The sequence below is a fragment of the Tabrizicola sp. M-4 genome (assembly GCF_051132405.1).
In the GTDB taxonomy this organism is placed as follows: domain Bacteria; phylum Pseudomonadota; class Alphaproteobacteria; order Rhodobacterales; family Rhodobacteraceae; genus Paragemmobacter.
Genome location: NZ_CP128606.1, coordinates 4,015,951 through 4,029,080, shown reverse-complemented (window position 1 = coordinate 4,029,080; position 13,130 = coordinate 4,015,951). Strand labels below are relative to the sequence as shown.

Sequence of the window (13,130 nt, the reverse complement as noted above, 5' to 3'; positions counted from 1 at the left end):
AAATTCCCCCCTTATTTGATGCGCTTGCGATAGACGATGTCCAGCCAGACGGCGAGGACGAGGGCGATGCCGATGACGATCCGCTGATAGGAGCCGTCGCCGAAGCCAATCAGGACCATGCCGGTTTGCAGCGAGGTCAGGATCAGCGCGCCGATGATCGCGCCATGGATCGTGCCAACGCCACCGGCCAGAGAGGTACCGCCGACGACCGCCGCCGCGATGACGTAAAGTTCGTCAAGGTTGCCCATGGCGTTGGTGGCCGAGTTCTGGCGGGCCGCGCCGATGACGGCGGCGATCCCGGCCAGCGCGCCCATCAGGGTGAAGATCTTCACCGTCATGGCCCGGGTGTTGATACCCGACAGGGCCGCCGCTTCGGGGTTGCCGCCGATGGCAAAGACATAGCGGCCAAACCGGGTGCGGGTCATCAGGATGGTCATGAAGATGGCCACCGCGATGAGGATCAGCACGGGATAGGCAAAGCCATGGCCGAAGCTGGCGCAGACATCGGTGTAGATCGTGTCATTCGACTCGGCGCAGGCGGGGACCGGTTGACCGAGGTTTTGGTAGTATTTCTGGATGTTGCCGCGCGGCCAGATATAGGCGTTGACCAGTGCGGTCGCGCCAATGATGACCGAGCAGACGAGGCCGATGACGAAGGTTTCGGCCCAGACCGGGCGCAGCGCGAAGCCGTGCGATTGGCGCGACTTGCGGGCGCGGATGAAGGCGATGATCACGACGATGCAGGCGATGATGCCGAAGATCCAGCTTCCCGTGCGGCCCAGCGCCCCGAAGGACCCGCCGCCGATGAGTGAGAAGCTTTCATCCAGCGGTGCGATGGTCTTGCCACCCGCCACGAGGAAGGCTGCACCCCGCCAGACCAGAAGGCCGCCCAGCGTGACGATGAAGGACGGAATGCCCAGATAGGCGATGAGCGCCCCTTGGAAGCCGCCAATCAGGGCGCCCATGGCGATGCCGAAGGCGACCGTGATGATCCAGATGGACGGATGCCCAAGGCCCAGCGCGGGGGTCAGATATTCGACCTGCAAGAGGCCCATATACATGCCGACCATACCCATGATCGACCCGACCGACAGGTCGATGTTGCGGGTGATGATGACCAGCACCATGCCCGTCGCCATGATCCCGATATAGGCGGTCTGAACGGAAAGGTTCCACAGGTTGCGCGGCGTGAGGAAGCCGTTCGCCTCGGCCTGCGAGGCGCCCAGAAGCATGGAGGGACGGCCGAGGATACCGAAGGAATAGGCCTCGAAGGCGATCCAGATCAGGAGCAGGGCTCCGACCATGCCGATCAGGCGGGGGTCAAGCTCGGTTGCGCGCAGGAAACGGGCAAAAGCGCCGCCTTCCTTGCCGGGGGCCTGGGGTTGATGGGTGGTATCGGTCATGTCCCGTCCTTGACGTTGAGGGGGATCGGACGCGCAGGTCATGCGACGTTTTCAGCGCGGCATGCGCCGAGGGGCGGGCGGGGCCCGGAACTGATGCAAAGGAAGATGCCGGTCCGCAGGGGACCGGCATCCTGTGTCAGCCTGACTTACTGGCAGGCAGCGACGTCGGGCAGAGCGCCTTCGCAGGCCTGCTCTTTGGTGATGTGGCCGGCGTCGATCGCAAGGTTCAGCGTTTCCTTGGTGATCGGGGTCGGGTTCAGAAGGATCGCGTTCATTTCAACGCCCTTCTCGCCGCCCGAGAACTTGGTCGCGCCCGGGATGGCGTCCAGAGCGGCCCCGTCAGCCAGAGCCGAGGCGATTTCGCCAGCGGCCTTGCCGAGGTCACGCGCGTTCTTCCACACCGAAACGGTCTGGGTGCCACGCGCCACACGGTTGATCGCGGCGAGGTCGCCGTCCTGACCACCCAGCGGAACATTCAGGCCCTGCGCGGCCAGAGCGGCAGCGGCACCACCCGCCATGCCGTCGTTCTGCGACAGAACGGCGTCAACGGCGTTGTTGTTGGCGGTCAGGATCTGTTCCATGTTCTTCTGGGCGTTCTCGGGCTTCCAGCCGTCCGAGTTCGCTTCGCCGACGATGGTGATGTCGCCAGCGGCGACGGCAGCGCCGATCACTTCTTCCATGCCCTGACGGAGGAAGCCGACGTTCGGGTCACCCGGGTCGCCCTTGATGATCGCATAGTTGCCCTTCGGCGCGACTTTGAAGACTTCCTGCGCGATGATGCGGCCCACGCCGACGTTGTCGAACGTCAGATAGAAGGTGCGGGCGTCTTCGATCAGGCGGTCATAGCCGACGACCGGGATGCCTTCGGCGGCGGCTTTCTCGATGGCCGGCCCGATGGCGTCCTTGTCCCATGCGTTGATGACGAGGGCGTCAACCCCTTGCGCGATCAGCGCGTCGATGTCGGAAAGCTGCTTTTCGGCGGACGACTGGGCGTCGGCCGAGATGTATTCGTTGCCGGCGGCTTCGATGGCGGCCTTCATTGCGGCTTCGTCGATCTTCCAGCGCTCTTCCTGGAACTGGGCCCAGGACACGCCGATTTTCTTGCCTTCGGCCAGAGCAGCCGACGAGAACCCGGTCACCGCCAGCACGGCGATGAGAAGTGCGTTACGCATTAGTATCCTCCCTATGGATGCGGCCAGCGTATGGCCGGTCCGACGGATTCGTCGGCACGCGCGAAAATTGGCGCGAATAATTTCAGTTGTCAAAATAATTTTAGTGAGAGAAACATGAACTGCTCGGGAAAGCGGCGTTTTCATGCGGCGTTGCAGCAATTTACGTACCGCTAACGGAAGCTTAACCCTAGCTATGGCAGAGTTACTGCCGATTTTTTATTCGGGGGCCAAAGAAATGCTGTCCAAGGGGCCGACGGAAGAGACGGGGGAGGGGCGGCGGGGATGCGGGCCTTTGATTCCGCCGCTGTCGGATTCGCTGCGTCCGTTGCGGCAGCAGGTGTTCGAGAGGGTGCGGGCGGCAGGATTGATTCCGCGGGTGCAGGTGGCCAAGGACCTGGGGGTCAGCCCGGCGTCGGTGTCGACGATCACGCAGGAACTGATCGAGGCGGGGCTGATCGAAGAGGTCTCGGCGGCGCGCGAAGGGGATCAGGGGCGCGGGCGGCCTGCGGTTTCGCTGGGGGTGCGGGCCAAGGCGCATCGCGTGGCGGGGATGAAGCTTTCGGACCGCGAGCATACGGCAGTGATCGTGGATTTCGCGGGGAACCTGATCGCGGATGACGTGATCCCGCGCAGGCCCGGACCGATGGCGATGCCCGAGATTCTGGCCGCAATCGAAACGCTGCTGAACCGGGTCTGCGCCAAGGCTGGACTGGCGCGCAGTGACCTTTCGGCAGTGGGGATCGGCGTGCCGGGCTTTGTGGATTCCGCTGCAGGGATGGTGATGTGGTCCTCGGTCCTGACCGACAGGGCGGTGCCTTTGGCAGCCGTGGCGCAGGCGCGGATCGGGTTGCCGGTGGTGATCGACAATGACGCGAACCTTGTGACGCTGGCGGAACTGTGGTTCGGCGCGGGGCGCGGTCTGGCCGATTTCGCGGTGGTCACGATCGAGCATGGGGTGGGGATGGGCTATGTCATCAACCACCGGATTTACCGCGGGGCGCAAGGACTTGGCATGGAATTGGGCCATACCAAGGTGCAACTGGACGGCGCCTTGTGCCGCTGCGGGCAGCGTGGGTGCCTTGAGGCCTATATCGCCGACTATGCCCTGGCGCGCGAGGCGACCACCGCTCTGAACTGGACGCATCGGGAAGGGCAGTCGATCAGCGTCTTGCTGGAATCCCTCTATGATCATGCCAAGGCCGGAAACACCGCGGCGCGGTCCATCTTCCGGCGGGCGGGGCGCTATCTGGCGGCGGGGCTGTCCAATGTGATCAACCTGTTCGATCCCGCGCTGATTATCCTGTCGGGTGAGCGGATGCGGTATGATTACCTCTATGCACAGGAGACGCTGGCCGAGATGGAGAACCTTGCCATCCAGACCGGCCGCCCGCGCCCGCCGATCGAGATCCATGCCTGGGGCGACCTGCTTTGGGCGCATGGGGCGGCAGCACTTGCCCTTTCCTTCGTGAGCGAGGGATTGCTGGTTCCGGTGCGGGAGATGGCGGCGCAATAGGGCGCGCCTGACCGGTCGAAAGGGCCGCAGCCGAGAGGTGCGGCCGGAACTGATATACCGAAATGACGGGGCCGCGCGCGGGGTATCATTCCCCCGTCCGCGGCCTTTTGCGCGTTCAGCAGGCCGTGCAGGAAACTGTGCCGCAAAGTGTATGCACGCAGCGGACTGTCGGTAAAGAACCGGGAAAGAAGGATGAAGGGCGCGTTAGGGTTAATGAAAAGTGAAGGGGACAAAGGGGCCAACGGGTTAACGACTGCGGGAACAGCGCGGGGGTTCCGTTGCGTTTAAGGGCGTGGTCCTGCACTGGCGGGTTCGACTTGGTGCGTCTAGGGGAATGGCGCGCAAGGATATGCAGGGCGGCGGATTTCGGCAGCGTGAACGGGACGGCGATTGCGTCACGGAGGGGGAGTTGCAATAGTCTTAACATTGCGCCCGGAGGATACATTGATCACCCGTTTCACCCGTCTTCTGCCCCGTCGCAGGGTTTTTGCGGCGGTGGCGGCACTGGTCGTGCTGACCGGGCCGGGGCAGGCGCTGGAGCGGCTGGAGTTTCAGGCACCGGGAGCGGGGAAGGACCTTCTGGCCGCGCTGAAAGGGGCGTCGCTTCTGGTGTCTTCGGAACTGGACGGGCAGGAGGACGCGCAGGATCTGTTCGCGGCGGCACGGGCGGAATACGGGCGCCTTCTGGGCGCGCTTTATGCGGCGGGGCATTATTCGGGGGTGATCTCGGTCCGGGTCGATGGGCGGGAGGCCGCAGATATCGCGCCGCTGGATGCGCCGTCGCGGATCGACGTGATCCAAGTTCGGGTGGAGCCGGGGCCTGCCTTCAGGTTTTCGGATGCGCGGGTCGCGCCGCTGGCGGCGGGAACGGCCTTGCCCAAGGGCTTTGCCATCGGGCAACCGGCCCTGTCGGGTATGGTGCGCGAGGCGGCGGCGGCGGGGATATCCGGGTGGCGCGACCGGGGCCACGCGAAGGCCACGGTCGCCGGGCAGGAGGTGGTGGCAGATCATGGCGGCGCGACCCTGGCGGCGCGGATCGCGCTGGAACCGGGGCCGCGCCTGCGCTTTGGGCCGCTGGTCGTGGAGGGCGAGGCCCGGATGCGGGAGGCGCGCATCGTGAAGATCACGGGCTTGCCAGAGGGCGAGGTGTTTTCACCCGAGGAGCTGGACCGTGCGGCGAACCGCTTGCGGCGGACGGGGGTGTTCAAATCGGTCACGCTGGCCGAGGGGGATGTTCTTGCGCCCGACCTTTTGCCCATTACCGCGACGGTGGTGGAGGAGAAGCCGCGCCGCTACAGTTTCGGGGCCGAGATCGCGAGTGCAGAGGGGCTTTCCCTGACGGGGTTTTGGCTGCATCGGAACCTGCTGGGCGGTGCCGAGCGGCTGCGGATCGACGGCGAGATCAGCAATATCGGGGCACAGAACAGTGGCATCGACTATGCGCTGGGATTCACGCTGGACCGGCCGGCCACGCTGACCCCGGATACGACGGTGGGGATCGCGGGCGAGATCGGGCATCTGGATGAGGAGGATTTCAGCGCGGATACCGCCACCTTCGGCCTGCGGGTGACTCATTTCTTCAGCGACAGCCTGACGGGGCGGATCGGCCTTGATTATGAGTATGCCAAGGGGCGGGACGTGGTGGATGCGTTCCTGTTCCGCAATGTCTCGATCCCCGTGGGGGTGACGCTGGACCGGCGCAACGACCGGACGGATGCGACCGAGGGGTATTATCTGGATGCCGAGGTGAAGCCATTCTTCGGGTTCGGCACGACAGGCAGCGGAATCAGGACCAAGCTGGACGCGCGCGGCTATCTGGGGTTCGGCGCGGAGGAGCGGTTCGTTCTGGCGGGGCGGTTCCAGTTGGGCGCGGTGACAGGGTCGAACCTGCTCGAGACGCCGCGCGACGACCTGTTCTATTCCGGGGGCGGCGGCACGGTGCGGGGGCAGCCCTATCAATCGCTGGGCGTTGCCGTGGCGCGGGGACTGCTGTCGCCCAAGATCGGCGGGACGCATTTCCTTGGCGCACAGATCGAGGCCCGGGCGATGGTGGGAGAGCGGATCGGGGTGGTGGGTTTCTTCGACGCCGGACGGGTTGACGTGGGTGAGTTCTTCGGTAGGGCCGGGGATTGGCATTCGGGGGCCGGGATCGGGCTGCGCTATGATACGGGGTTTGGCCCCATCCGGCTGGACGTGGCCGCGCCGGTGGGCGGCAGCACGGGGGACGGGGTGCAGATCTATGTGGGATTGGGGCAGGCGTTCTGATGCGGATATGGCCTGTTCTTGCGCTGTGTTCCCTGCCGCTGGCCGCCGCGGCGCAGGAGGATGACCGGGGCTATCTGACCGCGCTTCTGGAGGACAATCTTTCCGGGGCCGGGCGTTCTGTGGTGATCACCGGGTTCGAGGGGGCGCTGTCGGCGCGGGCCACGATCGAGCGGTTGACGATTGCCGATGATGCCGGGATCTGGCTGACGCTGGACGGGGTGGTGCTGGACTGGAGCCGATCCGCGCTGCTGCGCGGGGTGGTGGATGTGTCCGAGCTTTCGGCGCGGGAGATCGTGCTGGAACGGGTGCCGGAGGCGGGGGAAAGCGCGCCTTCGCCCGAGGCGGGGGGGTTTGCGCTGCCCGACCTGCCGGTGTCGATTTCCATCGGGCGGCTGGCTGCGGAGCGGATCGTGCTGGGCGAGGCCGTGCTGGGCGAGGCGCTGGAGGGGCGGCTGGAGGCTTCGGCGGAACTGGCAGGCGGCGAGGGGCGGACGGAACTTCTGCTGGAACGGGTGGATGGGGGGCCTGCCGGGCGGCTGGACCTGACGGCGGGTTTTGTGAACGAGACGGGGCAATTCACGCTGGACCTGCTGGCCGAGGAAGAGGCCGGGGGAATCGCGGTGTCGCTGCTGGGGATACCGGGGGCGCCTTCGGCGCGGCTGGCGGTGCAGGGGGATGCGCCGATTTCGGATTTCGTGGCAACCGTCGGGTTGCAGACGGATGGCGAGGAGCGACTGGCCGGTACGGTGGAGGTGATGGCCGGAGAGGACGGGGCGCAGGGCTTCGACGTGGATCTGGCGGGGAACCTCGCCCCGCTGTGGATGCCGGATTATGCGGACTTTTTCGGCGAGCGGATCGCGCTGAAGGCGGTGGGGGATCGGTCGGCCGAAGGGGTGCTGCGGCTGCGGACCTTTGCGATGGAGGCGCAGGCGATGGACCTGCGGGGCGCGGCGACGGTGGGGGCGGATGGGCTGCCGCTTGCCTTTGACGTGGCAGGGCGGATCGGGCTGGCGGATGGATCGCCGGTGCTGCTGCCGCTGTCGGGGGCGGGGCGGACGCAGGTGCGATCTGTTGATCTGGATCTGGCCTATGACCGGGCAGCGGGCGAGGGCTGGACGGGCGATGTGGTGATCGCGGGGCTGGACCGGGCGGGGCTGGCGGCGGAGCGGTTGGCGCTGGATGGATCGGGGCGGATCTGGCGGCGGGACGGGGCGGCGCATTTCGGCGCGACGCTGGATTTCGCGGGCGAGGGCGTGGTGCCGGAGGATGCGGCCATCGCGGCGGCGCTGGGGCAGGCGGTGACGGGGCAGGTCATGCTGTCATGGCGGCAGGGGGGCGATGGGCTGCGCCTGCCGCGGATCGTGCTGGAGGGGGACGATTACGGGCTGACGGGCCGCGCGCTGGTGGCGGGGCTGGACGCGGCGCTGACGGTTTCGGGGGCGGGCGAGGCGCGGATGAAGGACCTTTCGCGGCTCTCGGCGCTGGCGGGGCGGCCTTTGGCGGGGGCGGCGGCACTGACGGTTTCGGGGAGCGGAAGCCCGCTTTCGGGGGCCTTCGACATAGAGGCCGCGCTGACCGGGACGGATGTGGCGATTGCGCAGGCCGAGGTGGACGGGTTGCTGCGCGGGCAATCGCGGATCGCCCTGTCGGCGGCGCGGACGGAGACGGGAACCGAGTTGCGCGAGTTGAGCGTGACCGCGCAGAGCCTGCGGGCCGAGGCGCGCGGCACGATCAGCACCGGGGCAAGCGACGTGACCGCGCGGCTGGATTTCAGCGATCTGTCGGCCATGGGCGGGGCCTATCGCGGCGCGCTGGACGGGACGCTGCGCTATCAGGGCGGGGCCGAGGGCGCGCGGGTGACGCTGGACGGGACGGGGCGCGATCTGGCCATCGGGCAGGCCGAGGCGGACCGGCTGTTGCGCGGGCAGACGGTGCTGGCGGTGGATCTGTCGCTTGCCGGTGGCCAAGGCGTGCTGAACCGGGCCGAGTTGCGCAATCCGCAGATGCAGGCGAGCGTGACGGGGAATGCCGCGCGGCGGCTGGAGGTTTCGGCGCGGCTGGCGGATCTGGCGATGCTGCTGCCGGAATTTCCCGGCGCGCTGACGGTGGCGGGCACGGCCACGGGCGGGGCGCAGGGCTATGATCTGAGCCTGCGCGGACAGGGGCCGGGGGGCATCGACGCGCGGGTGACGGGGCTGCTGCGGGGCGATGGATCGGGCGGCGATCTGCGCATCGCGGGGGCGGCGCAGGCGGGGCTGGCCAATGCCTTTTTGCCGGGGCAGTTGATTTCGGGGCCTGTCAGTTTCGATCTTGGGTTGCGGGGGCCTTTCGCGCTGTCGTCGCTTTCGGGGCGGGTGGCCCTGACCGGGGGGCGGATCGCGGACCCGAACCTGTTTTTCGCGTTGCAGGATGTGACGGTGACGGCCGATCTGGCCGCGAGCCGGGCGCAGATTTCCGGCGGCGCGGCGCTGACCAGTGGGGGTCGGATCGAGTGGGGCGGCAGCCTTGGCCTTGCCGCGCCCTTCCCGGCCGATCTGCGGGTTGGGCTGCGCGGGGCGATCCTGCGCGACCCGCAACTGTTCCAGACCACAGCGAACGGCGAGATCACCCTGCGCGGGCCGATGGCGGGCGGCGGGCAGGTTGCGGGGGCGATCACCCTGAGCGAGACGGAGGTGCAGATACCCTCGACCGGGCTGGGCGGGAATGGCGACATTCCGGACCTGCGCCATGTGAACGAACCGCGCGAGGTGCGTGAGACGCGGGCGCGCGCAGGGCTGCTGGAGGCGGGGAGCGGCGGCGGGGGTGGCGGCGCGGCACGGCCCATCGGGATCGACCTGCTGATTTCCGCGCCGTCGCAGATCTATGTGCGGGGCAGGGGGCTGGATGCGGAACTGGGCGGCGCGTTGCGGCTGGGTGGCACGACGGCGGCGGTGATGCCTTCGGGGGCGTTCAACCTGATACGGGGGCGGCTGGACATTCTGGGCAAGCGGCTGGACCTGAGCGAGGCGACCTTGACGCTGGAAGGGGGCTTCGTGCCGACGGTTTCAGTGGCGGCATCGAACGAGAGCGACGGGATCACCAGTTTCATCCGCATCGACGGGCCGGCGACGGAGCCTGTGGTGAGTTTCCGTTCCAGCCCGGAACTGCCGGAGGAGGAGGTGCTGTCGCGGCTGCTGTTCGGGCGGGGGATCGACAGTCTTTCGGCGCTTCAGGCGGCGCAATTGGCCAATGCGGTGGCGACCCTTGCAGGGCGGGGCGGCGTCGGGATCATCGGGCGGCTGCGGCAGGGGTTCGGGCTGGATGACCTTGACGTGCAGACCGGCGCGGATGGTGGCACCACGGTGACGGCGGGGAAATACATCTCGGAGAATGTCTATACCGAGGTGGAGGTGGATGATGCGGGGCAGAGCCAGATCAACCTGAACCTCGACCTGACGGAGTCGGTGACGGTACGGGCGCGGACGGGATCTTCGGGCGAGACGGGGCTAGGGATCTTTTTCGAAAAGGATTACTAGCGCAGGCCCCGGCTGGCGCGGGAGGCATCGACCGCTGCGCCCAGAAGGATGGCGTAGCCCGAGAGGTAGAGCCAGACGAGCAGCGCCGCCACCGCCCCGATGGAGCCGTAGATGCGGTTGTAGGTATCGAAATTGGCCAGATAGATGACCAGCCCGCGCGAGGCGGCGATCCAGATGACCACGGCGACGAGGATGCCGCGCGTGAAGAGCGGGTGGTGGATCTGGCGGTTCAGGCCGAGGCGGTAGATCAGCGCCACGCCGATGACGACGATCAGGAGCGAGAGGGTGAGTTGCACCGCCTCGAGCGCGAGGGTGGCGAAGGCGCCAAGGGGGAAGAAGGACAGGGCAAGGGGGCCGACAACGGCGGCCATGAGCGCGGCGATGGCGAGGCCGACCATGACCAGCGTCAGGAGGAGCGCGCGCAGATGGTGCCAGTGCCCGGCCCGGTTGGGCAGGCCGTGGATGGCGTTCAGCCCGCGCATCAGCGCGGCGACCGAGGCGCGCGCCGTCCAGAGGGCGAGGAAGAGCGACAGGAAGGTGCCAAGGCCGAGGCTGCCGCGTTGCACCGCCAGAAGGGATTCGATCTGGTCGGAGATCAGTTTCCAGACATCCGGGGGAAGGTAGTCGCGGGCGAGTTCCAACTCCTGCCGGATCAGCGTGGCATCGGCGAAGCTGCCCCAGATCGCGATGACGGCGGTGGCGGCGGGGAAGAGCGCGAGGAAGCCGTAGAAGGCGATGCCCGCGGCGATGAGGTCAAGCTCGCGCTCGTCGGAGAGACGCCAGAGATCCTTGAGGATGACGGGGATGTTGGGCAGGCGCATGGGGGGAGTTTAGGGGGGGATCGGAGGCGGGGCAATCGGGGGTGACGGCATCTGACGCAGAGGCGAGTCCGACCCGGGACGAGCGTTCGGGGGTTTGGCGTGATGGCGGGGGGCGGGGTGAACCCCGCCCTACTCACCTTCCAGCCTTGTCCGCATTTCGCGCAGGACGGGCAGCACCGCACGCACGCGATCGGCGCCCAGCGCCTGCACCACCTCGGCGATGAGGGGGGCGACGGCCTGCACGGCGGCGTCGCGGGCGGAGCGCCCGGCGGGGCTGATGGCCACGAATTTGCGGCGGGCATCATCCCAATCGGGGCGGATGTGGATGTGGCCCGCCCATTCGAGGCGGTTCAGCGTGTTCGTCATCGCCCCGCGCGTGACGTGGAAGGCGCGGGCGAGTTGGGCGGGGGTGCGTTCGTCATTGATCCGCGCGAGGTGGTTCAGCACGCCGAAATGCGACAGTTCCATTCCCTTGGGCAGGACCTTGGAGATGCGGTTGCGGGCGAGTTGGTCGGCCATGAAGAGTTCGCCGAAAAGGGCGACGGCGATGTCTTCGGTCTTCTCGTCGGTGGGTTTCGCGCTCATCCCTCGGGTCCCGTGAAGGCGCGGTCGTGGATGAGGGAGGGGATACGGGCGCGGGCCTTGGTCACTTCGTTCAGGTCGAGGTCGATGAGGGTGATGCCGGGTTCGGTGCCTGCATCGGCGAGGATTTCGCCCCAAGGCGCGATGGCGAGGGAATGGCCATGGGTGCGGCGGCCCTTGCCTTCGGTTTCGGGGTGGAAACCCGTCTGGGCGGGGGCGAGGATGAAGCAACCCGTTTCGATGGCGCGGGCGCGGAGCAGGGTTTCCCAATGCGCGGCGCCGGTGATGTGGTTGAAGGCGGCGGGGACGGTGATGATCTGCGCGCCGCCTTGGGCGAGGCGGCGGTAGAGATGGGGGAAGCGGACGTCGTAGCAGACGGTGAGGCCGATGGTGGCGAAGGGGGTTTCGGCGAGGATGGCGCGGTTGCCGGGGCGGTAGCCCGCGGATTCGCGGTAGACCTCGGTTTCCGACACGTTCACGTCGAACATGTGGATCTTGTCATAGCGGGCGTGGATGTCGCCGCTGGGCGCGATGAGGAGGGAGCGGTTGGCGAAGCGACTGTCCTCATCCTGCGTCAGAAGGCCGAGCGAGCCCGCCAGCAGCCAGATGCCGTGCTTTGCCGCCGATTCGCGCAGGGCGGTGAGGGTGGGATCGGTCTCTTCGGGGTGGAGGAGCGTGCGGAGGCGGGCGCGGTTGGAGGACAGGGCGTTGGTGCATTCGGGCGTGAGAACGAAGCCAGCGCCAGCGGCGGCGGCGTCTTCGATCCGGCGCAGGGTGACCGGCAGGTTTTCTGCCGGATCATCCGTGACGGTGAGTTGCACCAGACCCGCGCGCATCAGGCGAGCATCGGGTCGAGTTTGCCCGCCGCGTCCATTTCATGCAGGTCGTCGCAGCCGCCGACATGGGTGCCGCCGATGAAGATCTGCGGAACGGTGCGACGGCCATGGGCGCGGGCGGTCATGGCGTCGCGCAGTGCGGGGTCGCGGCTGACGTCGATTTCGGTGAAGGGCACGCCCTTCTTGGTCAGCAGGCGTTTTGCGGCGAGGCAATAGGGGCAGATCGGGGTGGTATAGATCTCGACGGGTTTCACGGGGGACATCCTTCGTGCGGTTGCCGGAACTATAGGGATTTAGGCATCCTTCGCAACGCGGGCCAGCACGGCGACGGATACCCGCGTTGCACCTGCGGCAAGGCAGGCCTCGGTTGCGGCGGCAAGGGTGGCGCCGCTGGTCATCACATCGTCGATGAGCAGGATTTCGGCATCCTTCAGGCGGGAGGCATGGCGGGGATGGGCGCGAATCGCGCCGGTGACGTTGCGGAAGCGTCCGTCGCGGTCGCGGCCATCCTGCGTGGGCGTGCAGCGGGCGCGGAGCAGGAGGTCGGGGATGTGATCCAGCCCGGCAAGGCGGGAGAGGGACGAGGAGAGGAGGGCGGACTGGTTGTAGCGGCGGCGGAGGAGCCGCAGCCAGTGCAGCGGGACCGGGGCCACGATCATGCCGGGGCGGAGGATGGGCAGCGCGGCGCGGTGCAGCCAGCGGGCGGCGGGGCGGGCGAGTTCGGTGCGGTCGCCGTGTTTCAGCGCAAGCGTGAGGTCGCGCGCCTTGCCCGAATACAGCAGCGCGGCGCGGCCCTGTGCCCAGGGCCGGGCGATGGTGAGGCAATCGTCGCAATGGACGGGGCCCGCATCCTCGCCGGGAAGGGGCGTGCCGCAGCCGTCGCAGACGAGGCCCGCGATGAAGGGCGTGTCGCGCCAGCAGGCGGGGCAGAGCGCGAAATCGGTTTCCACCACCTCGCCGCAGGAGAGGCATTGCGGAGGATAGACGAGGTGTAGAGCCGCTTGCATTCCGGTGCCCTTTTTG

10 protein-coding genes are annotated in these 13,130 nt (G+C 67.5%); 3 read left to right on the top strand and 7 right to left on the bottom strand.

Annotated features, from left to right (window positions below; all coding sequences use genetic code 11):
• Positions 1-11 precede the first annotated feature (11 nt).
• Entirely contained in the window at positions 12-1,403 is a 1,392-nt protein-coding gene (locus TabM4_RS19660) for a sugar ABC transporter permease (RefSeq protein ID WP_434616464.1), read from the bottom strand.
• Between the two features lie 146 nt (positions 1,404-1,549).
• Positions 1,550-2,575, bottom strand: a complete 1,026-nt coding sequence (locus TabM4_RS19655) for a substrate-binding domain-containing protein (RefSeq protein WP_434622187.1) — start codon at positions 2,573-2,575, stop codon at positions 1,550-1,552.
• A gap of 235 nt (positions 2,576-2,810) precedes the next feature.
• Between TabM4_RS19655 and TabM4_RS19650 the strand changes: the two genes are divergently transcribed.
• From TabM4_RS19650 to TabM4_RS19640, 3 genes are all read left to right on the top strand, one after another.
• Positions 2,811-4,088, top strand: a complete 1,278-nt coding sequence (locus TabM4_RS19650; protein WP_434616461.1) for an ROK family protein — start codon at positions 2,811-2,813, stop codon at positions 4,086-4,088.
• 444 nt (positions 4,089-4,532) lie between these two features.
• Positions 4,533-6,353 (top strand): autotransporter assembly complex protein TamA, encoded by a 1,821-nt coding sequence (locus TabM4_RS19645; protein WP_434616458.1) that lies wholly within the window; start codon positions 4,533-4,535, stop codon positions 6,351-6,353.
• Positions 6,353-9,868 carry a translocation/assembly module TamB domain-containing protein gene (locus TabM4_RS19640; RefSeq protein WP_434616455.1) on the top strand — a complete coding sequence of 1,172 codons (3,516 nt, stop codon included), beginning with the start codon at positions 6,353-6,355 and terminating at the stop codon, positions 9,866-9,868. Before TabM4_RS19645 ends, TabM4_RS19640 begins: the two co-directional genes overlap by 1 nt.
• Here the strand turns inward: TabM4_RS19640 and TabM4_RS19635 are convergent.
• The 5 genes from TabM4_RS19635 to TabM4_RS19615 form a co-directional block, all read right to left on the bottom strand.
• Positions 9,865-10,689 (bottom strand): YihY/virulence factor BrkB family protein, encoded by an 825-nt coding sequence (locus TabM4_RS19635; protein ID WP_434616452.1) that lies wholly within the window; start codon positions 10,687-10,689, stop codon positions 9,865-9,867. The genes TabM4_RS19640 and TabM4_RS19635 overlap by 4 nt on opposite strands.
• A 129-nt stretch (positions 10,690-10,818) precedes the next feature.
• The gene (locus TabM4_RS19630; RefSeq protein WP_434616449.1) at positions 10,819-11,274 is read right to left on the bottom strand and encodes a MarR family winged helix-turn-helix transcriptional regulator; all 456 of its coding nucleotides are present in this window, start codon (positions 11,272-11,274) and stop codon (positions 10,819-10,821) included.
• Positions 11,271-12,107 carry a carbon-nitrogen hydrolase family protein gene (locus tag TabM4_RS19625; protein ID WP_434616446.1) on the bottom strand — a complete coding sequence of 279 codons (837 nt, stop codon included), beginning with the start codon at positions 12,105-12,107 and terminating at the stop codon, positions 11,271-11,273. The genes TabM4_RS19630 and TabM4_RS19625 overlap by 4 nt, the downstream gene beginning before the upstream one ends.
• Positions 12,107-12,361 carry a glutaredoxin 3 gene (gene grxC, locus TabM4_RS19620; protein ID WP_434616443.1) on the bottom strand — a complete coding sequence of 85 codons (255 nt, stop codon included), beginning with the start codon at positions 12,359-12,361 and terminating at the stop codon, positions 12,107-12,109. Before grxC ends, TabM4_RS19625 begins: the two co-directional genes overlap by 1 nt.
• A gap of 39 nt (positions 12,362-12,400) precedes the next feature.
• Positions 12,401-13,114 carry a double zinc ribbon domain-containing protein gene (locus TabM4_RS19615; protein ID WP_434616440.1) on the bottom strand — a complete coding sequence of 238 codons (714 nt, stop codon included), beginning with the start codon at positions 13,112-13,114 and terminating at the stop codon, positions 12,401-12,403.
• Positions 13,115-13,130: the final 16 nt, after the last annotated feature.